General features: G+C 64.9%; 25 protein-coding genes, 1 tRNA gene and 1 other RNA gene. 18 read left to right on the top strand and 9 right to left on the bottom strand.

Features of this window, described 5'->3' with window-relative positions; genetic code table 11:
* Window positions 1-79: 79 nt before the first annotated feature.
* Entirely contained in the window at window positions 80-640 is a 561-nt protein-coding gene (locus ACEWQ0_RS00895) for a cytochrome b (protein WP_476482892.1), read from the top strand.
* Window positions 625-1191 carry a YceI family protein gene (locus ACEWQ0_RS00890; protein WP_476484202.1) on the top strand — a complete coding sequence of 189 codons (567 nt, stop codon included), beginning with the start codon at window positions 625-627 and terminating at the stop codon, window positions 1189-1191. The genes ACEWQ0_RS00895 and ACEWQ0_RS00890 overlap by 16 nt, the downstream gene beginning before the upstream one ends.
* Here ACEWQ0_RS00890 and ACEWQ0_RS00885 read toward each other — a convergent pair.
* Window positions 1188-2216, bottom strand: coding sequence for an NAD(P)/FAD-dependent oxidoreductase (locus tag ACEWQ0_RS00885; RefSeq protein WP_476482894.1), 1029 nt, complete (start codon window positions 2214-2216; stop codon window positions 1188-1190). The genes ACEWQ0_RS00890 and ACEWQ0_RS00885 overlap by 4 nt on opposite strands.
* Before the next feature lie 123 nt (window positions 2217-2339).
* Here ACEWQ0_RS00885 and ung point away from each other — a divergent pair, with 123 nt between their 5' ends.
* Window positions 2340-3023: a uracil-DNA glycosylase gene (ung, locus tag ACEWQ0_RS00880; protein WP_476484201.1), complete on the top strand. Its 684-nt coding sequence runs from the start codon at window positions 2340-2342 to the stop codon at window positions 3021-3023.
* Between the two features lie 73 nt (window positions 3024-3096).
* Here the strand turns inward: ung and ACEWQ0_RS00875 are convergent, their stop codons facing one another.
* The 5 genes from ACEWQ0_RS00875 to ACEWQ0_RS00855 are packed head-to-tail and all read right to left on the bottom strand — an operon-like array spanning window position 3097 to window position 8228.
* A complete protein-coding gene (locus ACEWQ0_RS00875) occupies window positions 3097-3993 on the bottom strand; it encodes a DMT family transporter (protein WP_476482896.1) in 897 nt (298 codons plus the stop codon).
* Window positions 3990-5192: an FAD-dependent monooxygenase gene (locus tag ACEWQ0_RS00870; RefSeq protein WP_476482897.1), complete on the bottom strand. Its 1203-nt coding sequence runs from the start codon at window positions 5190-5192 to the stop codon at window positions 3990-3992. The genes ACEWQ0_RS00875 and ACEWQ0_RS00870 overlap by 4 nt, the downstream gene beginning before the upstream one ends.
* Window positions 5189-6382, bottom strand: coding sequence for an FAD-dependent monooxygenase (locus tag ACEWQ0_RS00865; protein ID WP_476482898.1), 1194 nt, complete (start codon window positions 6380-6382; stop codon window positions 5189-5191). Before ACEWQ0_RS00865 ends, ACEWQ0_RS00870 begins: the two co-directional genes overlap by 4 nt.
* Window positions 6379-7671 carry an aminopeptidase P N-terminal domain-containing protein gene (locus tag ACEWQ0_RS00860; protein ID WP_476484200.1) on the bottom strand — a complete coding sequence of 431 codons (1293 nt, stop codon included), beginning with the start codon at window positions 7669-7671 and terminating at the stop codon, window positions 6379-6381. Before ACEWQ0_RS00860 ends, ACEWQ0_RS00865 begins: the two co-directional genes overlap by 4 nt.
* A gap of 17 nt (window positions 7672-7688) precedes the next feature.
* Window positions 7689-8228 (bottom strand): UPF0149 family protein, encoded by a 540-nt coding sequence (locus tag ACEWQ0_RS00855; protein WP_476484199.1) that lies wholly within the window; start codon window positions 8226-8228, stop codon window positions 7689-7691.
* Window positions 8229-8356: 128 nt separating this feature from the next.
* Between ACEWQ0_RS00855 and ACEWQ0_RS00850 the strand changes: the two genes are divergently transcribed.
* From ACEWQ0_RS00850 to rpiA, 6 genes are all read left to right on the top strand, one after another.
* Window positions 8357-8581, top strand: a complete 225-nt coding sequence (locus tag ACEWQ0_RS00850) for a TIGR02449 family protein (RefSeq protein WP_476482901.1) — start codon at window positions 8357-8359, stop codon at window positions 8579-8581.
* 5 nt (window positions 8582-8586) lie between these two features.
* Entirely contained in the window at window positions 8587-8886 is a 300-nt protein-coding gene (locus tag ACEWQ0_RS00845; protein WP_476482902.1) for a cell division protein ZapA, read from the top strand.
* A 13-nt stretch (window positions 8887-8899) separates the two neighbouring features.
* A non-coding RNA gene (ssrS, locus tag ACEWQ0_RS00840) (6S RNA) lies at window positions 8900-9084 on the top strand.
* A 39-nt stretch (window positions 9085-9123) separates the two neighbouring features.
* A complete protein-coding gene (locus ACEWQ0_RS00835; protein ID WP_476482903.1) occupies window positions 9124-9747 on the top strand; it encodes a 5-formyltetrahydrofolate cyclo-ligase in 624 nt (207 codons plus the stop codon).
* A gap of 41 nt (window positions 9748-9788) precedes the next feature.
* Window positions 9789-10250 carry an EVE domain-containing protein gene (locus ACEWQ0_RS00830; RefSeq protein WP_476484198.1) on the top strand — a complete coding sequence of 154 codons (462 nt, stop codon included), beginning with the start codon at window positions 9789-9791 and terminating at the stop codon, window positions 10248-10250.
* The gene (gene rpiA / locus ACEWQ0_RS00825) at window positions 10247-10900 is read left to right on the top strand and encodes a ribose-5-phosphate isomerase RpiA (RefSeq protein WP_476482905.1); all 654 of its coding nucleotides are present in this window, start codon (window positions 10247-10249) and stop codon (window positions 10898-10900) included. Before ACEWQ0_RS00830 ends, rpiA begins: the two co-directional genes overlap by 4 nt.
* A 12-nt stretch (window positions 10901-10912) precedes the next feature.
* On the opposite strand, the gene ACEWQ0_RS00820 is transcribed toward rpiA, so the two are convergent.
* Entirely contained in the window at window positions 10913-11947 is a 1035-nt protein-coding gene (locus tag ACEWQ0_RS00820) for a GGDEF domain-containing protein (RefSeq protein ID WP_476482906.1), read from the bottom strand.
* A 192-nt stretch (window positions 11948-12139) separates the two neighbouring features.
* Here ACEWQ0_RS00820 and dusA point away from each other — a divergent pair, with 192 nt between their 5' ends.
* Window positions 12140-13087 (top strand): tRNA dihydrouridine(20/20a) synthase DusA, encoded by a 948-nt coding sequence (gene dusA, locus ACEWQ0_RS00815; protein WP_476484197.1) that lies wholly within the window; start codon window positions 12140-12142, stop codon window positions 13085-13087.
* Between the two features lie 33 nt (window positions 13088-13120).
* Entirely contained in the window at window positions 13121-14083 is a 963-nt protein-coding gene (locus ACEWQ0_RS00810; protein WP_476484196.1) for a bile acid:sodium symporter family protein, read from the top strand.
* A 21-nt stretch (window positions 14084-14104) separates the two neighbouring features.
* Here ACEWQ0_RS00810 and ACEWQ0_RS00805 read toward each other — a convergent pair whose 3' ends face one another.
* Both ACEWQ0_RS00805 and ACEWQ0_RS00800 read right to left on the bottom strand, forming a co-directional pair.
* Window positions 14105-15364 carry an MFS transporter gene (locus ACEWQ0_RS00805; protein ID WP_476484195.1) on the bottom strand — a complete coding sequence of 420 codons (1260 nt, stop codon included), beginning with the start codon at window positions 15362-15364 and terminating at the stop codon, window positions 14105-14107.
* A 121-nt stretch (window positions 15365-15485) separates the two neighbouring features.
* Window positions 15486-16439, bottom strand: a complete 954-nt coding sequence (locus ACEWQ0_RS00800; RefSeq protein ID WP_476482910.1) for an aspartyl/asparaginyl beta-hydroxylase domain-containing protein — start codon at window positions 16437-16439, stop codon at window positions 15486-15488.
* A 131-nt stretch (window positions 16440-16570) separates the two neighbouring features.
* On the opposite strand from ACEWQ0_RS00800, the gene ACEWQ0_RS00795 reads away from it, so the two are divergent.
* The 7 genes from ACEWQ0_RS00795 (at window position 16571) to ACEWQ0_RS00765 (ending at window position 23642) form a co-directional block, all read left to right on the top strand.
* Complete coding sequence (locus ACEWQ0_RS00795) at window positions 16571-17515, top strand: arginine deiminase-related protein (protein WP_476482911.1); 945 nt, start codon at window positions 16571-16573, stop codon at window positions 17513-17515.
* Between the two features lie 132 nt (window positions 17516-17647).
* The gene (locus ACEWQ0_RS00790) at window positions 17648-17881 is read left to right on the top strand and encodes a PepSY domain-containing protein (protein ID WP_476482912.1); all 234 of its coding nucleotides are present in this window, start codon (window positions 17648-17650) and stop codon (window positions 17879-17881) included.
* A 4-nt stretch (window positions 17882-17885) separates the two neighbouring features.
* Window positions 17886-18563, top strand: coding sequence for a response regulator transcription factor (locus tag ACEWQ0_RS00785; RefSeq protein ID WP_476482913.1), 678 nt, complete (start codon window positions 17886-17888; stop codon window positions 18561-18563).
* Window positions 18564-18572: 9 nt separating this feature from the next.
* Window positions 18573-19943: an ATP-binding protein gene (locus ACEWQ0_RS00780; RefSeq protein ID WP_476484194.1), complete on the top strand. Its 1371-nt coding sequence runs from the start codon at window positions 18573-18575 to the stop codon at window positions 19941-19943.
* On the top strand, window positions 19940-20758 hold the full coding sequence (gene mazG / locus ACEWQ0_RS00775) for a nucleoside triphosphate pyrophosphohydrolase (RefSeq protein ID WP_476484193.1): 819 nt from the start codon (window positions 19940-19942) through the stop codon (window positions 20756-20758). The genes ACEWQ0_RS00780 and mazG overlap by 4 nt, the downstream gene beginning before the upstream one ends.
* A gap of 80 nt (window positions 20759-20838) precedes the next feature.
* A complete protein-coding gene (locus ACEWQ0_RS00770) occupies window positions 20839-23514 on the top strand; it encodes a bifunctional acetate--CoA ligase family protein/GNAT family N-acetyltransferase (protein ID WP_476482916.1) in 2676 nt (891 codons plus the stop codon).
* A 53-nt stretch (window positions 23515-23567) separates the two neighbouring features.
* A tRNA-Lys gene (locus ACEWQ0_RS00765) sits at window positions 23568-23642 on the top strand.
* Window positions 23643-23653 lie beyond the last annotated feature (11 nt).

Genomic DNA, 23653 nt, shown 5'->3' with positions numbered 1-23653 from the left:
TTGCCGCCTGAGACGGCAGCCACCGTTTTTTCGCAAAGGGCGCTATAGTCTGCGCAGACCATCTCGACAAGGGCGCCCTGTGAGCCTGCCGATTCGTAATACCGAGAGTGCTTACGGCCTCGTCAGTCAGCTGTTCCACTGGCTGGTTGCGGCTTTGATCATCGTCCAGTTCATCTGGGCCTGGCGCATCGACCAGGCCGATGGGCTGCGTGCTCGGTTCGATCTGGTGACGCAGCACAAGACCTTCGGTATAAGCATTCTGATTCTGGCCGCCTTGCGCCTGATCTGGCGTCTGTTCAACCGGCCGCCGCCGCTGCCTGCGCAGATGCCTCGCTGGGAACAAAACCTGGCCCGCGCGGGTCACTGGATGCTGTACGGGCTGATCCTGATCATTCCGCTGTCGGGCTGGGCCTACTCCTCGGCTGCCGGTTTTGGCGACTATTGGTGGGGGCCTGTCGATTTCCCCGCCATCGTCTCCGACAGCGAGCAGCTGGAGAGCCTGTTCGGAAAAACACACGAATGGTTGACCACGACCCTGGCTCTGGTTGCCGGCGGCCACGCGCTGGCTGCACTGCGCCACCACTTCTGGCTGAAAGACAACATACTGAAAAGGATGCTGCCGACATGGCAAAAGAACTGAATATTGCGGCGCTGGCGCTACTGGTGTTGCCGGGCCTGGCGCTGGCCGACTGTTTCCGTGCCGACGGGAATAACGGCCAGATCGGGTTTACCGGCGTGGCCGAAGGCCGCGCCTTCAGCGGCCATTTCGGCCAGTTCGAGGTTTCGGTCTGCATGGACGGCCGTGACCTGGCAACCGCCGGCATCGAGGTCGCAATCGAGACCGGCTCGGCCGATACCGGCAGCCGTCAGCGCGACAGCGAAATGCTCGGCCCGCACTTCTTTGACGTCGAGAACCATCCGCGGGCCGTCTGGGAGAGCACGGATGTCCGCGCAAGCGATGATGGATTCGTGGCGGACGGCAAGCTGACCCTTCGCGGCGTTACCGCAGCGCAGCCGGTTCGCCTGAGCCTGAGCAACGGCGAGACGCCCGTGCTCTCGGGCAGCGCCGAAATCATGCGTCTGGACTGGAACGTGGGCAGCAACGATCCGGACTTCGAAGACACCGACTTCATCCGCAACCGCGTCGATCTGGAGTTCGAGCTCCAGCTGCAGCCTTATTCCGAAGGCTAGTCGTCGGCCACCCCCAGGCGCTTGTGCATGATCGGCGAGGTGGTGGTGTACTGCACGAACTGTCGCGCATCGGGGTAGATGTATTTCTGCACGCCGAAAGCCGCCAGCGCGGACTCGTGGAAGCCCGACAGGATGAACTTCTTCTTGCCGGGGTAGGTGTTGACGTCGCCGATGGCGAACACACCCTCGATGGAGGTCTGAAATTTTTCGGTATCGACCGGAATCTGCTTTTTCTCCAGCTCCAGGCCCCAGTCGGCGATCGGACCCAGATCCGGCGCCAGGCCCCAGAAGACCAGCACTTCGTCGCCCTCGACGGTGAACTTGTTGCGCTCCAGGTCCACCATGTCAAAGCTGACGAAACGACCTTCCTTGCTGTTGACCTGCGTGACGATGCCCTGGCGCTCGCGCACCTTGCCCTCACCGGCCAGGGCGCGGACCTTCTCCACGGATGCGGCCGCGCCGCGGTATTCATGGCGGCGGTGGATCAGCTCGACCGAGCTGGCGATGTCGGCCAGGTCCATGCACCAGTCCAGCGCCGAGTCGCCGCCGCCGAGAATCAGCAGGCGCTTGTCGCGAAAGCGTTCGCGGTTGGTGACCTTGTAGTGAATCTGGTCGCTGGTAATCTCGTCGATGCCTTTCGCCCTGAGCTTTCGGGCCTGGAAGGCGCCCAGTCCGGCGGCAATGATGACGGTGCCGGCGTCGAATTCCGTGCCGGCAGAGGTCACCACCGTGAAGCGGCCGTCTTCGCGCTTTTCGAACTTTTCCACCCTCTGGCCCAGATGAATGCCGGCGTTGAAGGGCTTGATCTGCTGCATCAGTTTGTCGATCAACTCCTGGGCGCCGATCACCGGCCAGGCAGGAATGTCGTAGATCGGCTTTTCGGGATACAGTTCGGCGCACTGGCCGCCCACCTGGGGCAGGCTGTCGACCAGCTCGGCTTTCAGGCCCAGCAGCCCGAGCTCGAAAACCTGAAACAGGCCGACGGGCCCGGCGCCGACGATGACCGCATCGGTCTGGATGGACATGGGTGACTCCGGAGGTGTAGCGGTGGGTTCAGACGAGTGTTGCCTTATGATAACCGGGTCGAGGTGTTGACTGGTTAGCTGGTTTGCTGGTTAGCTAGTTGCACCCACCAGCCAACCAACCCCATGTCAGACCAACGCGACATCCAGCTCCACCCTGAATGGCTCGAAGTCCTCGGCGGCGAATTCGAGCGCGACTACATGCAGCGCCTGCGCGCCTTTCTGCTCGAGCGCAGTCGCGCCGGTGCCACGATCTATCCGCCGGGCCCGCAGATTTTCAGTGCCCTGGATTCCACACCGCTGTCCGCGGTCAAGGCCGTGATCCTCGGCCAGGATCCCTACCACGGGCCCGGGCAGGCGCACGGCCTTTGCTTTTCGGTGCAAGAGGGCGTGCGCACGCCGCCGTCGCTGGTCAATATCTTCAAGGAAATCGAGTCCGACCTGGGTGCTCCGGCACCCGATCACGGCTATCTGCAGGCCTGGGCACAGCGCGGCGTGCTGCTGCTCAACGCGGTGCTCACCGTCGAGCGCGGCCAAGCCGGTGCCCATCAAGGCAAGGGCTGGGAGCAGTTTACCGACGCGGTCATCCGCGCCGTCAATGCACAGCGCGAAAACGTTGTTTTTCTACTCTGGGGCGCTCCGGCCAGAAAAAAAGGCGCCGGAATTGACCGCCAGCGTCACCTGGTGCTCGAAGCCCCGCACCCGTCGCCCTTGTCCGCCTATCGCGGCTTCTTCGGCTGCCGGCACTTCTCGAAAGCCAATGCGTGGCTCCAGAGTCGGGGTGTGGCGCCGATCGACTGGAGCCTTTGAGGGGCAGGCTGCCTTTGCGAACTCTGCTTGTCTGCGGTTTCACTTGCGATAAGGGAATCGCCCCAGTCGCTTGCTAACTCAGCTTCCGCCGCGATGCCGCACGCAGACCCAGATAGATGCCGACCAGGGCCAGAGCGATGCCGGTGAGCTGCCAGGCGTCCAGGCGCAGGCCGAAGATGATGTAGTCCCACAGCACCGATGAGGCCGGCTGGATGAGCAGCAGCAGGCCGACCAGCCCGGCCGGCAGAAACGGCATGCCGCGGGTGATCGACAGCCAGCCCAGCACCTGGCAGATCAGGCCCAGACTGATGAGTGCGGCCAGCGCCTGCCAGCTGGGAATGTCGAAACCGTTGCCTTCGACGAGATTGGCCGCGCCCAGAATCAGGCCGCAGAAGAAGGTTGATTGCAACAGTCTGGCTTCGGGCCGGATGTGCCCGTGACGGATCTGCAGGCCGCGCAGGCTGAGCAGATAGAGAGCGTAGGCCAGGGCGGTGAGCAGGCCGAGGATCACGCCCATTCGATAGTCCGCCGACAGATTGGCCCAGTCGCGGCCGAACAGCAGCCACAGGCCGGCCATGGCCAGGCCCAGGCCGGAGGCGAAGCGCCAGCCGACGCGTTCACGCATCCAGAGCACGCCGATTGCGGTCAGCAGAAAGACCTGGAAGTTACCCAGCAGGGTTGCCAGCCCGGGGCCGATGTAGTCGATGGCGCGGTGCCAGAACCAGATATCAGCGGCGAAGAAGGCCCCGATCACGAAGGAGCCGGCCCAGTTGTCGCGCCAGCCGACGCGCATTTCCGGCCGCAGCGCCAGCAGGCCGGCGAAGGCGAGCGTGCCGAAGACCATGCGGTAGAAGCCCGAGGTGGTCGGCGGCATGCCCGTCAGGCGCGCAAAAATCGCGGCAAAGCTGAGCATGATGGCGCCGGCCAGCACCAGCAGTGCGGCCTTGAGGGGGGTGGTGGGCTGGTTCATTGGGTCAGGCGTGCGTTGCGGGCCAGTTTCGGGCTGTCGCTGTCGAGGCCACAGGCGCGCTCGACGAATGCCTCGCGCAGCGGCCACAGGCGGGCGGCCAGCGCAAAGCCCAGCCCCGCCAGCGAGCGCGCGGCCCCGGCGCGCGTGAGCTCGTTGATGGCGTGGTTGCCGCCGGCCAGCAGGCTGCCGCTGCTCAAGCGCCAGCGTTCGTAATGCCCCAGCGCACGCGTCGGGTTGTCGCCTGCACGCCAGCTGCTCAGTGCTTCGGCCAGGGCTGCGGCATCCATCAGCCCCAGATTGAGGCCCTGACCGGCCAGCGGGTGCACGTTGCGGGCAGCATCGCCCAGCAGGGCCAGGCGACCGGAAACGAGGCTTTTCGCCTGCCGCCGGATCAAGGGGAAAGCGTAGCGGTCTGTTGCCGCGGTGGCCTGGCCGAAGGGGCTGTCCTGGCAGGCGTTGAGCTCGGTCAGGAATTCCTCCTCATCGAGCGCCTTCAACGCCTGTACGCGACCGTCGGGCTGCGACCATACGATCGAGGAGCGCCCGTCGGCCAGCGGCAGCAGCGCGAGCGGGCCGTGTTCGGTAAAGCGCTGCCAGGCCAGGCCGTCGTTGGGCTTTTCTGTGGTCACGTGCGTGACCAGCGCCTGCTGGTTGTAGTGCCACAGATCGGTGGTGATGCCAGCCAGCTGTCGCAGACGGCTGCGCGCGCCATCGGCGGCGATCACGAGGCGGCTGCGAAGGGTCCGGCCGTCTTCGAGCTGCAGGCGGATATGGGTCTCGCGCTGCTCGATCGTGGTCACGCTGGCGGGGGCCATCAGGTCGGCATTTTCAAGGGTCTCCAGCACCTGCCAGCAGCAGGCCTGCAGCCGGGGCACTTCGACGATCCAGCCCAATTTGGTCAGGCCGTGCTCGGAGGCGCGGAAGTGGATCTGGCCGCCGTCGGCGTGGACCTGCATGCGGTCATAGGGGCCGATGCGGTCATCGGGCAGGTGGTTCCAGACGCCGGCGGCGGCGAGCACGGCGGCCGAGCCGGGTGCAATGGCGACCACGCGCGGATTGATGTCGGCGGACGGCTCGGGCATTGGCGGTCGGCGCAGATCGATCAGGGCGACGCGATGACCTGCCCGGGCCAGCAGGGCCGCGGCCGTAGCGCCGGCCACGCCGCCGCCGGTGACGACGATGTCGTGGTCGACCTTCATCGTGCGCGCTCTGCGGCCAGCGAACTGACCGGCTCGCGAAAGCCCATGGCAGCGCGCACCAGCCGCCGCGACAGCGACGGCACGGCGGCATGAGCGAAAAGGCCCAGGCCGGTGCCCAGCCGCATGAGGGTCGACGGGTTGGAAAAAGCGCGCGCCAGGGTGTCGGTGTAGCGCACCGTGGCCGCCTGATCAGCGCTGCGGTCGTTGAACCAGGCGTTGAGGACTCCGGGCCGACCGCAGTCTTCGGCTTTGCCGACGTGGTCGATCAGGCTGGCGACGTCGCGCAGACCCAGGTTGAAGCCCTGCGCCGAGACCGGGTGCACGGTGTTGGCGGCGTTGCCCACAACAACAACGCGTCGGGAAAAGGGCCGCGGCGTTCGGGTCAGTGCCAGCGGATAGCTCACGCGCTTGCCCGGTGAGGCAAAGTCGCCGGGCCGGCCGCCGCTGCGCGCTGCCAGTTGGTCGACGAGTTCGGCGTCGCTCAGGTTCAGTGCGGCATCGATGGCCTCGCCGCGATCGATCCAGACCACGCCCAGGCGCTCGTCGGGCTGCGGCAGGAAAGCCAGGGGGCCGACCGGCGTGAAGCGCTCTCGGGCGGTGTCGACGGGGCGTTCGGGGCAGCGGATGTTGAACACCATGGCGGACTGCCCGTAGTCATGACGGTGGCTGTCGATGCCGGCCTGGCGGCGGACGGTGGAGCTGCTGCCGTCGGCACCCACCAGCAGCCGGCCGTTCAGCCGGGTCCCGCTTTCGAGCTCGACGGCGACACCCTCGTCGGTCACATCCAGCGACGCCAGCCGCTCCGGGCAGAAGGTGTCGATGCCGGCGGTGTTTTCGAGCCGGCGCAACATTGCCGCGCCCAGCTCGCGGGCGACGATGACTGCGCCGAAGTGGTCGACGCCGTGCTCGGCCGCGCGCAGCGAAAGGTGTCCGGGTGCGCCGGCACGGCTGATCTCGATACGCCGCAACGGGCAGGTGGTCAGGGTGTCGTCGAGGATGCCCAGGCGGGCCAGAACGTTGAGCGAGGCGGCGTTGACCACCAGCGTGCGGTCGTCGAAGCTCGGCCGCGAGTCCGTGCGCGGGGCGAAGGCTTCGATCAGGGCGATGCGCTTGCCGGCCTGCGCCAGCCCGACGGCCAGCGCTGATCCGGCCAGGCCGCCGCCGACGATGATGGCGTCGAAATCGCTCATGATTGCATCAATGCCTCGATCTCGTCAGGGTCGCTGGGCACGGCCCGGGTCAGGTTCTCGGGCGCGTCGTCGGTGACGCGAATATCGTCTTCGATGCGAATTCCGATGTTGCGAAAGTGCGCCGGGATATCGTCGCCATCGTCGATGTAGAGCCCGGGCTCGACGGTGGTGACCATGTTCTTTTCGAGCACGCGTGACTGTTCGTCGATGCGGTAGTCGCCGACATCGTGCACATCCAGGCCAAGCCAGTGGCCGGTCTTGTGCATGTAGAAGCGGCGATAATGACCCTGTTCCAGGTTCTCGTCAAGACTGCCGCCAAGCAGGCCCAGGTCGATCAGGCCGCGGGTGAGCGTCTTTGCCGCGGCATCGTGAAATGCCTCGAAGGCGCGGCCCGGCCGTACCTGGTCGATCGCCGCTCGCTGGGCGGCAAGCACCACGTCGTAGAGGTCGCGCTGAGCACTGGAGAAACGACCGCTGACCGGGAAGGTGCGCGAGATGTCGGCCGCATAGCCGTGGAATTCGCAGCCGGCGTCGATCAACAGCAGACCGTCGTCGGGCAGCGGCTGGTTGTTCTGGATGTAGTGCAGAATGCAGGCGTTGGCGCCGCCGGCGACAATGGGCAGATACGCTGCGGGACAGCCGTTGCGAGTGTATTCGTAGTGCAGCTCGGCCATGATTTCGGTTTCGTTCATGCCCGGCCGGCAGGCCTGCATCGCGCGCGTGATCGCCGTGGCCGAGATCCTTGCCGCGCGCTGCATGCAGCGGATCTCGTCGCGCGATTTGATCAGGCGCTGCTCGTGCAACACCGGCTCGAGGGCGACGATTTCGCCGCTGCCGTGCTGTTCAGCGCGCAGGCGGTTGCGCCAGTCGATGATGCGCTGATCGAGCTGCGCGTCCTTGCCGACCAGGTGGTAGATGCGCTCACAGCCCTCCATCATGCCGGGCAGAATGTCGTCGAGATCGCTGATCGGAAAGGCATCGTCCACGCCCAGCTGCTCGACCGCCCCGTTCAGGCCCAGGCGCGGGCCGTCCCAGCGTTCACGCTCAGGGTCACGCTGGCGCAAGAACAGCACCTGCTCCGCGCTGTCTCTGCCCGGGCGCAGTGCCAGTACCGCATCGGGCTCGCTCAGGCCGGTCAGGTAGAGAAAATCGCTGTCCTGGCGATAGGGATGAAAGGCATCGCCGTTGCGCAGGCGCTCCGGTGCAGCCGCGAGAATCACCACAGCCTCGCGGCCGACTTCTTCCATCAGTCGCTGTCGGCGGCGCAGAAACTCCTCGCTTCGAATCATCGATCAAAGGCGTCCTTTCAGTGTTTCGTCGTGTCGGCCCGGCATTCCTCGCGCAGCATCAGGATGGCCATGCGCACGAACTCGACCAGCTCGGTATAGGCGCTTTCCTCGGCCTCCTGGTCGGATTCCGGGTCGGTGTCGGCACGTGCGATCTGTTCGATCATGCGCAGCGCGTCGGCAGCGTCTTCTGAACGGATCGTCGGGCCGGCGGCGCCAAAGCCGGTCAGAAAGCCGGAACACCAGTGCGCCAGGCAGCGCGTGCGCTCGGTCAACGGCCGGTCCTCAGTAGGCAATAGCAGCTGAAAGTCCATGTTTTCGGAGGCCAGCTCGTTGCGCAGCTGGTTCAGCGCCGGACCCAGCTGGTCGAGAATGCGCTCGGAGGTCCAGTCGCCCACCTGCAGGGCGGCCAGGTGCGTGGCCAGCTCGTTCTCGTCCTGGTCAGGCTTGCCGCATAAAAGCCCGGCGACCACGGCATGAGTTTCCGCGACGGTTTCGGGCGCGCTGTCGGCGGCCACGGCCAGAAGCCAGGCCAGCCTTGATTCCTGTTCGCTCGTCATCGATTGAAATGCCTGAAAACGGATTTTCAAGTTTATCATCGGGGCGTGGGCTTGACCGGGCAGTTGTGAAGCCGCTTGACAGGTTCTATGATTAAGCCTTTGATAGATTTCGGAATGGATGGCCACCCATGGATTCGCTGGAACACACCGCTCGCAACGTCGACAGGCTCGAACAGCGCTTTTCCGAGCTGTTCGAGCGTCTGGAGCGTCTGGAGGACGAGAACAGCTCATTGCTTGCACGTCAGGAGTCGCTGGTCGCCGAGCGCGCCACGCTGGTGCAGCGCAATGAAGAGGCCCGTACGCGGGTCGAGGCCATGATCGAGCGTCTCAAGGCGCTGGAAAGCACGGGGTAGAGCGCATGAGTCAGTCTCCCGATCCGGTCACGGTACGCATCGTCGACCGGGAATATCGCGTCATGTGCACGCCGGATCAGCGCCGTACGCTGATGGAGTCCGCCCTGTTTCTGGATCAGAAAATGCGTGACATTCGCGACTCCGGAAAGGTGTCGTCGATGGACAAGATTGCGGTGATGGCGGCACTCAACCTGGCTGAGGAAGTGCTGAGACTGCGACAGCACAACGACGATCGACACGAGCGAATCGACGCCCGGGTGGACGATTTGGCGGATCGGCTTGATCGTGCCCTGGAGCGGGACTAGACTGTGAGTCAGGCGCTCTCTGCGGTGTTCGCCAGCAGGAACGTAATATACCTTGTCCCTGCTTATCGACCTCGGGATGGCGACTTTTCAGCTGGTGTGCAGTCCGCTCGACGCGAATTGCCTGAAGGCTGAAGGAGCCAACCCACCTGAACCTCTGGTTCAAGGTCACGGCCCTGCAGCGGCATGGGCGGAGAGCGCCGCTCTTTGAATGATTTCCCCACCCGGTTTGCAACCGCCATGACCATCAGTGAGCGTAAGAGCAAGCAGCGCCGTGAGTTGATCCGGCGCCGTCTGGAGCTCGACGCCGGCCCACGCCAGCGGGCCAATACCGCGATTGCCAACGCCTTGCGCGAGCTGGTCGAGCAGACCCGAGCCCGCAGCGTGGCCGCTTTCATGGCTCACCGGGGAGAACCCGACCTGATGCCCGTGCTCGAATGGCTCGCAGCCAACGAGCGGATCGTGCTGCTGCCGGTGGTGCGTGATCGTGCCATGCATTTTCGTCGCTGGCGGCCGGAGGCGGCCATGCAAGCCAATCGTTTCGGCATTCTCGAGCCCGTGGGCCCGGAAGAACTCGCGCCTGCACAGATCGATCTGGTGTTGATGCCGCTGGTCGGCTTTGCTGCCGACGGTGCGCGCCTGGGCATGGGAGCCGGGTTTTACGATCGCGTGTTCGAGTATCGCCACGACCGCCCCGATGCCGCACCGCACCTGGTGGGCGTGGCCTACTCGGTGCAAGAGGTGGAATCGCTTTCGGTGGACAGATGGGATGTGCCGCTCGATGGCGTTGTTACCGAGAATGGTTTGCGATGGTTTTCCCGAAGCCGGGAAGCCGGCCCCGGACCTGCGCTGGGCAGGGACTGAATCGCACGGCTGAATATCACCCTGGAGAATTGTGAGGCGCAATGAATTACTGGCTGATGAAAACCGAGCCCAACGAGTTCGGGATCGACGATCTCGAGCGCGTCGGCACTGAGCCCTGGGACGGCGTGCGCAACTACCAGGCGCGCAACTTCATGCGCGACGACATGCGCATTGGTGACAGGGTGTTCTTCTATCATTCCAACTGCAAGGTGCCGGGCATTGTCGGCATTGCTGAAGTCGCCAGCAAACCTTACCCGGACCCGACGCAGTTCGATCCGGATTCGAATTACTACGATCCCAAAAGCGATCCGGACGACCCGCGCTGGATGCTGGTCGATGTGCGCTACAAGCGCCACACTCAACGCACGATTTCGCTGCGCGAGATCAAGCAGCACGCCGATGCGCTCGAGGGCCTGCAGCTGATCAAGCGTGGCAATCGCCTGTCGGTGATGCCCATCGACCGGCAACACTGGGACTACATCATGGGAATGGAAAAGCAATGAGCCAGCAGCGACTCAAGATCGAAGTGGCGCGCGCCGCACTGAAGCAGGTCGAGGACGGCATGACTCTGGGCGTGGGTTCGGGCAGCACCGTCAACGCCTTCATCGACGAGCTGGCCGCTTCGGGCATCCGGCTCGACGGTGCGGTGTCGTCGTCGGAGGAAACAACGCAGCGTCTGCAGGCAGCCGGGGTGAACGTGGTCGATCTCAATCAGGCCGGCTCTCTCGAGCTCTATATCGACGGCGCCGACGAGGTGGACGAACACAAACGTTTGATCAAGGGCGGCGGTGGTGCGCTCACGCGCGAAAAAATCATCGCCGCGGCCAGCCGTCGCTTCATTTGCATCGTCGATGCTTCCAAGTGCGTTGACGTGCTCGGCGAGTTTCCCCTGCCAATCGAGGTGATCCCGATGGCGCGCGCGATGATCGCGCGCAAACTCGTTGGCATGGGGGGGCGTCCCGAGCTGCGCGCGGACTTCATCACCGATAATGGCAACCCGATCCTGGACGTGCGCCATCTCGACCTGGTCGATCCGGTCCGGGTCGAAAATGAAATCAACCAGATTCCGGGGGTCGTGACCTGCGGACTGTTTGCCGCCCGCGGCGCCGATACCGTTCTGGTGGCCACGGAAAGCGGAATCGAGCAGAAATAGACCCCTGTTCGCTCAGGCGATGATCAAGCGATTGCGTCCGTTACGCTTGGCTTCGTAAAGCGCCTGATCGGCTCGCGCCAGCCATTGCGACCAGTTTTCCCCTTCTCTGAGTATCGCCGCGCCGGCCGAGAAGTGCAGGGGGCTGCCCGGGCACTGCACCTTGCCGCTCAAGCGCCCGTGCAGCTGGTTCAGGCTGGGCGCGGTGGTTTCAACTTCGATATTGCGCAGCAGGACGACAAACTCCTCGCCGCCCAGGCGATACAGGCCATCCTCGGTTCGCAGCGCATCACGCAACATGGTCACGAATCGTTCCAGGACCTTGTCACCGGCTTCGTGGCCGAATTCGTCGTTGATGTTCTTGAAGTGATCAAGATCGAGTACGACCAGGACTGCAGGCCGGCGACTGCGCTTGTGCTCGGCAGTGACTTGCTCCAGATCGTGCTGCATCAGTCGGCGGTTTCCCGCGCCGGTCAGGGGGTCGAGCGTGGCCAGCTTGGACAGCATTCGCCGCTGCTCACGCATGCGGTTGGTGAACACCAGGCCGGAACCGGAGATCAGCACCGCAACGGTCGCCCAGCTGATCTGGTGCAGCGGGGAGCTGAACAGGGCAAGGTGGGTTGCCAGGGTGACGATAATGACCAGATTGCAGAGAATCGCGAGATGGCGCGGCAGCACCAGAAAGTTGATCCACAGCACCAGGTAGGCCCACAGCAGACCGTTGGGGCTCACCAGCGTGGCGCTGAGCAGGCACGACAGGCTGATGATGAAGCCGAAGACGATCAGGGCCCGTCGCCGGAAGCCGGGCACGCGCCCGAGCAGCAGGGTCAGGGCAAGCATCAGTACGATGATGGCGTTGACCAGCGCGCCGCTGAGATCGTGGCTGAGATAGCGGTAGACGACAAAGCCCGACACGATCAGGATGGTCGTGACGCCGCAATAGTTCATCACCGTGATCTCGATGCTGCGCCGCGCCATTCCCGCCGGCCAGTCGAGCGTCGGCCGGGGCTCGTCGTTGGACTCCTGTGCGGAACCCTTGCGGAACAGCATGGCTACCCCCGAGATGGTCGATTCAGGCGCCGACCATCAAGCTATGGTGCCGTCGAATATGCCACAGGATCATGGTTTGCGGCAAGCAGACCGCCGCCATGGCTCGGCCTGCCCGGTTAGAATATCGGGAGTTTTCAGCAGGTCCCTGGTGGCGTGTTTTCCCTTCCGAATGAAACGCTGAGCGTCGCTCCGATGATGGACTGGACCGATCGTCATTGTCGGTACTTTCATCGTCTGCTGGCGCCGCGGGCGGTGCTCTACACCGAAATGGTGACCACCGGCGCCGTCATCCATGGTGACCGCGAGCGACTGCTGGGCTTCGACCCGGCCGAGCACCCCGTCGTGCTCCAGCTGGGCGGGAGCGATCCCGGAGAACTGGCGCAGGCCGCTCGAATTGGTGCCGACTGCGGTTACGACGCCATCAATCTCAACGTCGGCTGCCCGTCCGATCGCGTTCAGAAAGGACGCTTCGGCGCCTGCTTGATGAAAGAGCCGGAGTTGGTGCGTGACTGTCTGAGCGCAATGCGCGAGTCGGTGCAGGTGCCGGTGACAGTCAAGACGCGCGTCGGCGTGGACGACTTCGATGACGAAGACTTCTTGCTCGACTTTGTCGAGAAAATCCGGGCCAGCGGTATCGAGAGCATTGTTGTTCACGCGCGCAAGGCCTGGCTTTCGGGGCTAAGCCCCAGGGAGAACCGGGAAGTGCCGCCGCTGCGCTACGAGCGCGTGTACGCCCTCAAGCGCCGGTTTCCGGAGCTGCTGGTTACGCTCAATGGCGGGGTGGTCGATATTGCCTCGGCGCGCGAGCACCTGAAACGAACTGACGGCGTGATGCTCGGCCGCGCCGCCTATCAGAATCCCTGGATTCTCGCCGAACTCAGCCGCGAACTCGGTTGGCCGGCTGCACCCTCACGTCGCGATGTGGTCGACCACATGGTTACCTACGCCCGGCGCCATATTGATTCAGGCGGGCGCCTGCATCACGTTGCTCGCCACATGCTGGGGCTGTTTCACGGCCAGCCGCGTGGTCGTCAATGGCGGCGTTTCCTGAGTGAGAACATGCATCAGCCCGGTGCCAGCGCCGAGCTGCTGCTCCAGGCCCTGCCTGCCGCGCCGCGTTCGGCCGTTGCCGCGCCCTGACGCCCCCATGCTTCGCCCGCGAGTCCGGAGACGATGAAGTATCTGCGTCTGCTCTTCGACCGCTTCACGCTGGGCCTGCTGGCCGTGGTCGCCGTGGCCATTGTCCTGCCGGCGCGCGGCGCGGCCGCGCCGCTTTTCGACGGCCTGGCGGTGGGTGCCGTGGCTCTGCTGTTCTTCCTCCACGGCGCCAAACTCTCACGCCAGGCGATCATTGCCGGCCTCGGCCACTGGCGGCTGCACGCCGTGGTCTTTGCCTGCACCTTTCTCCTGTTTCCGCTTCTGGGACTGGTGCTGCAACCGGTGTTGCAGCCGCTGACCGGGGCGACGCTGTATGCCGGCGTCATCTATCTGTGTCTGCTGCCGGCGACCGTACAGTCGGCCATTGCCTTTACCTCGCTGGCGCGCGGCAACGTGCCGGCGGCGGTGTGCAGTGCCGCGGCCTCGAGCCTGATCGGCATTGTCGTCACCCCGCTTCTGGTCATGCTGATCATGGACATCGGGGGCAGCGAGCTGATCGACCTGGGCAGCGCCGGGCGCATTGTCATGCAGCTGCTGGTGCCGTTTCTGGCCGGGCAGTTGGCGCGTCGCTGGATCGGCGTGTGGATCGCCCTGCGGCCGCGCCTGGTGCGAGCCGTCGATCAGGGCTCCATTCTGCTGGTCGTCTACGCGGCCTTCAGCGCCTCGGTCATCGGAGGTCTGTGGCAGACCGTACCGGTCACTGACCTGCTGGGCTTGACCATCGTGTGCTGCCTGCTGCTGGCGGTCGTCCTGTTGCTGGTCTGGTGGCTGGCAAGGCGCCTGGGCTTCAATATGGAAGACCGCATCACGATCCTGTTTGCCGGCTCCAAGAAGAGCCTGGCCACCGGCGTGCCCATGGCCCAGATCCTGTTTTCTGGCGCCACCGTGGGCGCCATGATCCTGCCGCTGATGATCTTCCACCAGATCCAGCTCATGGTTTGTGCAGTGCTGGCGCGGCGGTTCTCGGAGCGCCCCTGAGCGTCGGCAAGCCGCGGGCCATCAGTTTGCAGCGTCGCCGGGGCCGGGGGGCGGCCGCAGGTCGGGCAGCAGCGCCGCGACCGCGCCCAGCAGTGGCAGAAAGGCGCATACCTGGTAGACGAAGATGATGCTGGTGTGGTCAGCCAGCAGGCCCAGCGCGCCGGCGCCAATGCCGCCGAGGCCGAACGACAGGCCGTAAAACATGCCGGAGATGGCGCCGATGCGATGGGGCACCAGATCCTGGGCGTAGACGATGATCGCAGGAAAGGCCGACGCCAGAATGATGCCGATGATCACGCTGAGCACCGCGGTGGCGGTCAGGCCAACGTGCGGCATCAGCAGGGTGAATGGAGCAACGCCCAGAATGGAGATCCAGATGACCGTCTTGCGGCCGATTCGATCGCTGATCGGGCCGCCGATCAGCGTGCCGACGGCCACGGCCGCCAGAAACAGGAACAGATGGATCTGAGCGCTGAACACCGACACATCAAAGCGCTCGATCAGATAGAACTGCAGATAGGTGCTGATGCTGGCCAGATACAGGTGCTTGGAAAAAATCAGCACCATGAGCACGGCAATGATGCGATAGACGGCGGCCTTCGATTCGATCGGTGGCCTTGTGGCAGCGCTCGGGCGTCTGCGGTGTTCGGCAACCTGCTGTGCATACCAGCGCCCGACCTGCAGCAGAACGACAATGGCCAGCAGGGCCGCCAGCGCGAACCAGCTCACGCTGATGCGCCCGTTGGGCAGCACCACCCAGGCTGCCAGCAGCGGTCCGAGTGAGGTGCCGGCGTTGCCGCCGATCTGGAATATCGACTGCGCCATTCCGAAGCGCCCGCCGGCGGCCATGCGCGCCACCCGTGCCGACTCCGGGTGAAAGATGGATGACCCGGTGCCTACCAGCGAAGCCGCCAGCAACAGCAGCGGATAGCTTGGCGCGGTTGCCAGCAGCAGCAGTCCGCTCAGCGTAAAGCTCATGCCCACCGGCAGCGAGTAGGGCAGCGCGCGCCGGTCGGCCAACAGCCCGACTGCGGGCTGCAGCAGCGAGGCGGTCAGTTGATAGGTCAGCGTGATCAGCCCGATCTGTAGAAAGCTCAGATCGAAGTCGGCCTTGAGCAGCGGGTAGAGGGCGAGTATCAACGACTGGATCATGTCGTTGAGCAGGTGCGTGAAGCTGATTGCTCCGAGCACGCCGAAAACCGGCCCGTGCCCGCTCTTGCCTTGCGGTGCCGGTCTCTCAGTGCTGCCGTCGACGGCAACGTGATGCATGGTTGTGCGCATGAGCGAGGATTGTGGCAGAAATCATGTGTGACAGGCCCGGTTCATCGGTTGCAGCCGTGGTCGAGCCGGCCGCCGGTTGGCGACCGGCTGGCTCAAGCGCAGCTCGGGCAGGCGTTTCTGGTCATGATGGCCAGACTCCAGCCGCCTTGAGCAGCGGCTGAATCAGGAGCCACCAGACAAACACCACGATCAGCAGGTACTTCCCGGTGTAGTAAATGGTTCGATTCCAGGCCTTGATGCGGGCAAACATCTGACCGAGCACATCGACGCCGGCGAAGATGCGATTGAGGAAACCGACCTTCTCGCTCGGCACGTTGCGCGTTGCCGAGGCCTTGACCACGTGGTTGATCATGAAGCGGTTGATGGCACGTACGACCGGGTTGCGAATGGGGCGCTCGACGTCGCAGAACAGGATGATGCGGTACTCGTCGGTGTCATTTTCGACGCTGTGGATGTAGGTCTCGTCAAAAAGCAGGTCCTCGCCATCGCGCCAGGCGTAGCGCTGATCATCGACGTAGATGCGGCAGTCGTCGGAGTTGGGCGTGTCGAGTCCCAGGTGGTAGCGCAGCGCGCCGCCGAAGGGATCGCGATGAGCGCCCAGCCGACCGCGCGGCGGCAGAACGGCAAACATGGCCGCATGAACGGTCGGGATTTGATGCACCAGTTCGACCGTCTTCGGGCACAGCTTTTCGGCCGACGGATAGCCATCGTTGTACCACTTGAGGTAGAAGCGCGTCCAGCCGCGCTTGAAAAAGCTGTTGAAGGCCAGGTCGTTACGCCCGTCAGCGGCCCGGATGTCGCCGTCTTCGTAGAGCCTGCGCGCCTCGTCGCGAATGGTCTCCCAGTTGTCTTTCAGCAGATCGAGCTCGGGAAAGTCACGACGGTCCAGAATCGGCTGTGCCGGCGCCTGTGAGAACAGATACATGAGCGCGTTGTAGGGCGCGATGAAGGTCGAGTGATCGGTGAGCTGGCGCAGGAAGCGGTGCCTTACTTGGCCGCGAAAGTGAACAAAGGTTGCCGATGCCACCAGTATGTAGGCCAGAACGAACCTGACCGAAACCAGCTGAGCCAGCAAGGGTGAGTGCCTCCAGACAGGAATGAGCCGACCTTACAGCCTAGGCGCAGTCACCGATGCGTTGCAACCGACGGCCTTGCAGGGCGGCTGTTGATCCGCGCAGCGATCATCCGCATATTGAACTTTCATTCATGGCCATCAACAGGGCATATCTGACAGTGATTGTAAAAACTCCGGCTGAGTTTCGTCAGCAGCTTCAGGACGGCTGGCTCAACAGCGACGGCCCGGCGGTTCCGCGGGCGGTTTTTCTGGTGGAACCCAGTGCTTTTCGACTCTCGAAACAGTCGGCGCGCGATAACGAGTACATGGATCTGGGCGTGGATGTCGACCCCGGCCGCGCGCTTGATCAGCATCGTGCGCTGAGCGAAGCCATCAGCGCCTGCGGTATTCCGGTGGTGCGTTTTCCGGGCAAGCCCGAGACGCCTGATGACGTCTTTCCCAACAACGTCTTCGCGACCGCGCCGGGGCGCCTGATCGTGGGCGCCATGCTGCACCCCGAGCGCCAGCGCGAGGCCGAGCGGGCCGACATTCGCGGCTTTTTCAGTGACCTGATGCAATACGAGACGCTCGATCTGTCCGGTCAGGATCTGGTTGCCGAACTGACCGGTGTTCTGGTGCTCGACCGCGCCCGTCGTATCGGCTTTTGCGGGCTCACGCAGCGTGTTGACGAAGCCGGCTGCGAGGCCATGCATGAACCCTTCGGCCTGGATCTGACGTTCCAGTTCGATCTCGCCGAAGGCGAATACCACACCAACGTGGTCATGGCCGTGCTCGCCTCGCGTGCGCTCATCATCTGCCCGGAGGCCTTCGCCGACCCGGAAGTGCCCGCGGCCATTGCCGAGGCCTTTCCGGACCGGGTGCTCGAGATCAGCAGCGAGGAGAAGGACGCTTTCGCCGGCAACGTCATTGCCTTGAGCTTCGAGGATCTGTTCATGAGCCAGACCGCCATCGATGCTCTGGCGCCGGAAAAGCTCGCCCGTCTGGAAGAGTGGGGTTTCACCATCCACGGCGTCGAGCTCGACGAGATCGAAAAGGCCGGCGGCAGCCTGCGCTGCTGCGTTGCCGAGATTTACTGACGCTCCGGACCGAGCCCCGCGCGGTTGCGATGACCGCTGTCGCGCGGGCTTCCTTGAGCCTGTGGCGGCGGGTTCAGCAATGATTAATCGCGCCGCGCTAGAATCGTCCCTTCCACTGACCGAAGCGCCGCCATGTCCCGACTGTTTCGCCAACTCCTGATTGCCACTATCCTGGCTGCCGCGCTGGTGACGTCGGTCTGGGCGATCACGCTCGAGGAGGCCGCGCGGCAGGTGGCCAACGAATACGACGCCCGCGTGGTCTCGGCCCATACCGTCGAACGCGACGGGCGTCGCCTGCACGTTATCCGTATTGTCACTGGCGACGGCGTGGTGCGCACGGTGCGCGTACCCGCCGACGAGGACTGAAATCATGCGTATTCTGGTAGTCGAGGACGAAACCGAGCTGCGCGAACTGCTCGGCCGCGCGCTCAAACGGCAGGGGCACGCGGTTGATCTGGCCGCCGACGGTATCGACGGCTTGCACTATGCCACCGAATATCCGGTTGATCTCGCCATCATCGACCTTGGTCTGCCGGGCGAGAGCGGCATGGAGATCGTGCGTCGGGTGCGCGAACGCGAGCTCAGATATCCCATTCTCATTCTGACCGCTCGTTCAGACTGGCAGGACAAGGTCGAGGCGCTCGAGATCGGCGCCGATGACTACGTCACCAAGCCCTTCCGTATCGAAGAGCTGATGGCGCGCGTCAACGCGCTGCTGCGCCGCTCGGCCGGCCACGCGGCGCCGGAAGTGCGCATCGGGCCGCTGCAGGTCAATCTATCCAGCCAGGATGTGCACCTCGACGGTGAGCCGATGGAGCTGACGACCTTCGAGTACAAGGTACTGGAGTACTTCGTGCTGCATCCGGATCGGGTCGTGTCCAAGATGGAACTCAACGAGCATCTCTACGACGAGGACGCCGATCCCGACAGCAACGTCATCGAGGTGATCATCGGCCGCCTGCGCCGGAAGCTCGATCCGGAAAGCGAATGGCAGCCGATCGAAACGCTGCGCGGGCGCGGCTACCGTTTTCGCCAGGACACAGACTGAGCGCTGGCCATGGCCGCGCCCAACGCTGCCTCGCCCTCGCTGCTGGTGCGCCTGCTGGTCGGTGCCGGGCTGGCCCTGCTGATCGCTCTGGCCGCCGTTGGCGGCGCCATTGACCGGGTATTCACCAATGCCGCCGAGGCCAACATGCACGAGCGCCTCGAAGCGGTGGTCTATCTGATCCTGTCAACAATCGAAGTGGATCGGAGCGGGCAGCCGAGCATGCCCGAATCACTGGCCGAGCCACGTCTCAATCGACCGGGATCGAGCCTGCACGGCGGCGCCATGACACCGCAGGGCGAGTGGCGTTCACCGTCGCTTGTGGGCGTGGTGCCGCAACCCAGGGCGCGCCGTATCGAGCGCGGCAGCGAGCTGTTCCGCGGCCTGGAGGCTGACGGCAACTGGAACGTGTTCGCCCTTGGCCTGGGCTGGGAGCTGCCCGATGGTCGCGTCATCGACCTCACGATCTGGGCGGCCGAAGACCCCAACCGCCTGCGCATGGAGCTGGCCGGGTTCCGCGAGGACCTGTGGCGCTGGCTGGGTCTGGCGGCGGTGCTCATCATCGCCGGCCAGGCCGGGTTGCTGCTGATCATTCTCAGGCCGTTGCGGCGCGTGGCCGCCGAAGTGGCCGCCATCGAAACGGGACGGCGCGAGGGCATCGAGGGAGCCTATCCACGCGAACTGCGGCCGCTGACCGACAACCTCAACGCGCTGCTGGCCGCCGAGCGCGACAATGCCCGACGTTATTCCGAAGCGCTGGCCGACCTGGCCCACGCGCTGAAAACGCCGGTGGCCGTGCTGCGCGCCCGCCTGGAGTCGAGTGAGTCGGTTCAGCCCAGGGATCTCTCGCGACAGCTCGATGACATGGAGCAGACCATCCGCCGCCAGCTCGAGCGCGCCCAGCGCTCCACTCGGCGGACGCTGCCCGGTGCCGTTGCAGCGCGCCCCATTCTAGAGCGCATGGCCGATTCGCTGGAGCGCCTGTACGTGGATGCCGGCCTGCGCGCCGAAGTCGCCGGCGACGCACAACTGGTTGCGCGCATGGACGAGCGCGACTTCTGGGAAGTGTGCGGCAACCTGATGGAAAACGCCGCCAAGTACGGCAACGGCCGGCTGCGCGCGACCGTGCGCTCGGGCGAGCCGGGTGCAAGGCACGACGGCTTGATCGTCGAGATCGAGGATGACGGGCCGGGCATCGCCGGCCTCGAGATCAAGCGCCTGTTCGAGCGCGGCCAGCGTGGTGATGAGCAAGCGCAGCGCGAAGGGCAGGGGCTGGGTCTGTCGATCGTGCGCGAGCTGGTCGAGGCCAACGGTGGTCGGCTGGAAGTCGACCGCGGGGCACTCGGCGGGGCACGCTTTCGGGTTATCCTGCCGCCACGATGAGCAAACCGGTTTCCAGCGACGATGACGCCATCCAGCGGCTGATCGCCATCATGGCGCAACTGCGCGATCCAGATCGCGGCTGCCCCTGGGACCGTGAGCAGACCTTTCGCAGCATCGCGCCCTACACCATCGAAGAAGCACATGAAGTGGCCGACGCCATCGAGCGCGAGGATGTCGACGACCTGCGCGACGAGCTCGGCGACCTGCTCTTTCAGGTGGTTTTTCACGCCCGCATGGCTGAAGAACAGTCCCTGTTCGACTTCAGCGATGTGGCTGCCAGCATCTCTGACAAGATGGTGCGCCGCCACCCGCATGTGTTTGGCGACGCATCCTTCGACAGCGCCGCGCAGCAGGTCGCCAGCTGGGAAGAGATCAAGGCGGCCGAGCGCGCCGAAAAGGGGCAGGCCGATGCCGGCCTGCTCGACGGCGTTGCACGCGGGCTGCCGGCGCTCCGGCGTGCCGTCAAGCTCCAAAAGCGCGCTGCGCGCGTTGGTTTTGACTGGCCGGATATCGAGCCCATCTTCGACAAGCTGCGCGAAGAGACCGATGAACTGCGCGCTGCGCTCGCCAACGAGGACGCGGACAATATCGAAGAAGAAGTTGGCGACCTGCTGTTTGTGATCACCAACCTGGCGCGCAAGCTCGACGTTGATCCCGGCGCGGCACTTCGGCGCTGCAACCACAAGTTCGAGCGGCGTTTTCGGACCATGGAATCGCTGGCGCACGAGCGCGCGCTCGACCTGGCTGATCTTGACCACCCCGAACTCGAGGCGGTCTACAAGGCGGCCAAGGCGAGGCTCAACGAGCGGGATTGAGCCTGCAGCCGCTGCGCCGCCCCCGGCGGCGACCGTGCTAACCTGCCCCCGATACAACCAATCCTCCCAGGGAGCCGGGCATGTCCATTCGCCATCTCGACCGCATGTTCCAACCGCGCTCGATCGCGGTCTTCGGTGCCTCGGATCGGTCCGGCAGCGTCGGTCAGGCGGTGTTTTCCAATCTGCTTGATGGTGGCTTCAAGGGCGCACTTTATCCGCTCAATCTGAATCATCGCGAGGTGGCCGGTCGGCGTGCTTTTCGCAGCAGCCGCGACCTGCCTGAGGCGCCCGACCTGGGCGTGATCTGTACGCCGCCGCCGACTGTCCCCGGCATCATTGACGAGCTGGGCATGCTGGGTACGCGGGCTGCGGTCGTCATAACCGCCGGCTTCAGCGAAGCCAGTCAGGCCGTCGGCCGTGATCTCGAGTCGGAAATGCTCGCGCATGCCGGTCGCCACGGGCTGCGTTTTCTCGGCCCCAACTGCGTCGGGTTGATGGTGCCGGGCAGCGGCCTGAACGCCAGCTTCGCACCGGGCCGGCCCGCGCCCGGACGCGTTGCCTTTGTCACCCAGTCCGGCGCGCTGGCCACCACGGTGCTCGACTGGGCGGCCGAGCGTGATATCGGCTTCTCGTCGTTCGTCTCGATGGGCAACTGCCTGGATGTCGACATCGGCGACGTCATTGACTACCTGGGCTCGGATGTCCGCACGCGCTCGATCCTGCTGTACATGGAAGCACTGACCGACGGGCGCAAGTTCATGTCCGCCTCGCGGGCCGCTTCGCGCAACAAGCCGCTGGTGGTGGTCAAGTCCGGGCGCGCGCCCGAAGGCGCCAAAGCCGCGGCCTCGCACACCGGCGCGCTGGCCGGCCGCGACGAGGTCTACGCCGCGGCCATCCGCCGCGCCGGTGCGCTGCGCGTCGACGGCATCGAGGACCTTTTTCGTGCCGCCGAGTTTCTTGGCCGCGTGCGTCCGCACCGGGGCGGGCGCCTGGCGATTCTGACCAACGGCGGGGGGCCGGGCATTCTGGCCACGGACGAGCTGGTGCTTGGCGGCGGGCAGCTGGCTGAACTGGATGCCGGTACGCTCGAAGAGCTCGACGCGGTGTTGCCGCACAACTGGTCGCGCGGCAATCCGGTTGACATCATCGGTGACGCATCGGCACAGCGTTACGTCAAGGCGCTGGAAATTCTGCTGGCGGCGGATGAGATCGATGCCGTGCTGGTGGTGCATGCGCCCACGGCCCTGGCCGGCAGCCGCGAGATCGCTGAAGGGCTGGCGCCAATCGCTGCGGCCGCGTCGAGGCCGGTTTTCGGCTGCTGGCTGGGCGGCGCCTCGGCCCGCGAGGCCTATGAGGCCTTTGCCGCCGCCGGCCTGCCGGGGTTTCTGTCGCCGACCGACGCGGTGGCTGCCTTTCTGGCCTTGCAGGAGTATCGCGCCAACCAGGTCGCGCTGATGGAAACACCGTCGGAAATGCCCACCTCCGAGCGAATGGATCCCGACTCGGTCGCGGTGGTGCTTGAGCGCGCACGTGACGAGGAGCGCACCTGGCTGAGTGAAATCGAGGCCAAACGCGTACTGTCGGCCTATGGGATTCCGGTTGTGGAAACGCGCAGGGCAAGTCCGACCCCGGACGATGCGGCGCGGCTGGCCGCGGAGATCGGTTTTCCGGTGGCGCTGAAGCTGATTTCCGCCGATATTACCCACAAGTCGGATGTCGGTGGCGTGGTGCTCGACCTGGCCTCCGAGCAGGCCGTGCGCGAGGCCGCCGAGGGTATCGCCCGCCGCGTGGCCGACCACGACAACGCCGAGCTGGAGGGCTTCTCGGTCCAGCAGATGGTTCGCCGCGCCCACAGCGTGGAATTGATCATCGGCGCCAGCACCGATCCCGTTTTCGGGCCGGTCATGCTGTTCGGCAGCGGCGGTACCTCGGTGGAGGTGGTCGCCGACACCGTCGTCGGTCTGCCGCCGCTGAACATGAGCCTGGCCCGGCAGATGATCGATCGCACGCGGGTGGCGAAACTGCTGGCCGGCTATCGTCATCGGCCGGCCGCGCGCGCTGACCTGGTCTGCGACGTACTGGTTCGCGCCGCGCGCCTGATGACCGATCTGGACATGGTCGAGTCGCTCGATATCAACCCGCTGCTGGCCGATGATGAGGGCGTGGTCGCCCTCGACGCCCGTATCGAACTCCGGGCCCCTGAAGCCGGCCCGCGACCGCAGCCGGCGATCGCACCCTATCCCACGCATCTGGTCGAGCGCGTACCTTTCGCCGGCGGTGAAATCACGATCCGGCCAATTCGTCCCGAGGACGAGCCGGCCCACCGTGATTTCTTCAACAGTCTCGAGGCCGACGACGTCCGCTTTCGCTTCTTCGGCGTGATTCGCGAGCCTGAACACTCGCAGCTGGCGCGTTTTACCCAGATTGACTACGAGCGCGAGATGGCGTTCATTGCCGCCGACGACGACAAGCGCACGCAGGGCGTGGCGCGTATCGCCAAGGACTCCACTGGCCACCGCGCCGAGTTCGCCGTGGTCGTGCGCTCGCGCATCAAGCGCCGCGGTCTCGGGCGCATCCTGCTGAAAAAGCTCATCGAGCACTGCCGGGAAACCGGCGTGCGTGAAGTGGTCGGCCAGGTGCAGCAGCAGAATGTGCGCATGCTCGGCCTGGCCGAGGACCTGGGCTTCAGGCTCGGGTCCGTGGATGAAGACGGCGTCCGCGAGGTTGTTCTGGAGCTGGCGAAAGAAAATGATTAATGCGGCTTGAGCACAGGCCGTGCCCGGGGTATTATATGCGGCTCGGTTTTCACGGGCCGTTAGCTCAATGGTAGAGCAGTAGGCTTTTAACCTATTGGTTGAAGGTTCGAGTCCTTCACGGCCCACCATCTCTTGTTCC

It is taken from the genome of Wenzhouxiangella sp. YN9, assembly GCF_056324165.1.
Note: the sequence above shows the minus strand (reverse complement) of the source record. Positions and strands in the feature narration are given on the sequence as shown.

Bases quoted from the DNA above. Each gene is read 5' to 3' on its own strand.
- ACEWQ0_RS00890 (WP_476484202.1), top strand. From the start codon at position 625: ATGGCAAAAGAACTGAATATTGCGGCGCTGGCGCTACTGGTGTTGCCG.
- ACEWQ0_RS00885 (WP_476482894.1), bottom strand. From the start codon at position 2,216: ATGTCCATCCAGACCGATGCGGTCATCGTCGGCGCCGGGCCCGTCGGC.
- ung (WP_476484201.1), top strand. From the start codon at position 2,340: ATGTCAGACCAACGCGACATCCAGCTCCACCCTGAATGGCTCGAAGTC.
- ACEWQ0_RS00875 (WP_476482896.1), bottom strand. From the start codon at position 3,993: ATGAACCAGCCCACCACCCCCCTCAAGGCCGCACTGCTGGTGCTGGCC.
- ACEWQ0_RS00870 (WP_476482897.1), bottom strand. From the start codon at position 5,192: ATGAAGGTCGACCACGACATCGTCGTCACCGGCGGCGGCGTGGCCGGC.
- ACEWQ0_RS00865 (WP_476482898.1), bottom strand. From the start codon at position 6,382: ATGAGCGATTTCGACGCCATCATCGTCGGCGGCGGCCTGGCCGGATCA.
- ACEWQ0_RS00860 (WP_476484200.1), bottom strand. From the start codon at position 7,671: ATGATTCGAAGCGAGGAGTTTCTGCGCCGCCGACAGCGACTGATGGAA.
- ACEWQ0_RS00855 (WP_476484199.1), bottom strand. From the start codon at position 8,228: ATGACGAGCGAACAGGAATCAAGGCTGGCCTGGCTTCTGGCCGTGGCC.
- ACEWQ0_RS00850 (WP_476482901.1), top strand. From the start codon at position 8,357: ATGGATTCGCTGGAACACACCGCTCGCAACGTCGACAGGCTCGAACAG.
- ACEWQ0_RS00845 (WP_476482902.1), top strand. From the start codon at position 8,587: ATGAGTCAGTCTCCCGATCCGGTCACGGTACGCATCGTCGACCGGGAA.
- ACEWQ0_RS00835 (WP_476482903.1), top strand. From the start codon at position 9,124: ATGACCATCAGTGAGCGTAAGAGCAAGCAGCGCCGTGAGTTGATCCGG.
- ACEWQ0_RS00830 (WP_476484198.1), top strand. From the start codon at position 9,789: ATGAATTACTGGCTGATGAAAACCGAGCCCAACGAGTTCGGGATCGAC.
- rpiA (WP_476482905.1), top strand. From the start codon at position 10,247: ATGAGCCAGCAGCGACTCAAGATCGAAGTGGCGCGCGCCGCACTGAAG.
- ACEWQ0_RS00820 (WP_476482906.1), bottom strand. From the start codon at position 11,947: ATGCTGTTCCGCAAGGGTTCCGCACAGGAGTCCAACGACGAGCCCCGG.
- dusA (WP_476484197.1), top strand. From the start codon at position 12,140: ATGATGGACTGGACCGATCGTCATTGTCGGTACTTTCATCGTCTGCTG.
- ACEWQ0_RS00810 (WP_476484196.1), top strand. From the start codon at position 13,121: ATGAAGTATCTGCGTCTGCTCTTCGACCGCTTCACGCTGGGCCTGCTG.
- ACEWQ0_RS00805 (WP_476484195.1), bottom strand. From the start codon at position 15,364: ATGCGCACAACCATGCATCACGTTGCCGTCGACGGCAGCACTGAGAGA.
- ACEWQ0_RS00795 (WP_476482911.1), top strand. From the start codon at position 16,571: ATGGCCATCAACAGGGCATATCTGACAGTGATTGTAAAAACTCCGGCT.
- ACEWQ0_RS00790 (WP_476482912.1), top strand. From the start codon at position 17,648: ATGTCCCGACTGTTTCGCCAACTCCTGATTGCCACTATCCTGGCTGCC.
- ACEWQ0_RS00785 (WP_476482913.1), top strand. From the start codon at position 17,886: ATGCGTATTCTGGTAGTCGAGGACGAAACCGAGCTGCGCGAACTGCTC.
- ACEWQ0_RS00780 (WP_476484194.1), top strand. From the start codon at position 18,573: ATGGCCGCGCCCAACGCTGCCTCGCCCTCGCTGCTGGTGCGCCTGCTG.
- mazG (WP_476484193.1), top strand. From the start codon at position 19,940: ATGAGCAAACCGGTTTCCAGCGACGATGACGCCATCCAGCGGCTGATC.
- ACEWQ0_RS00770 (WP_476482916.1), top strand. From the start codon at position 20,839: ATGTCCATTCGCCATCTCGACCGCATGTTCCAACCGCGCTCGATCGCG.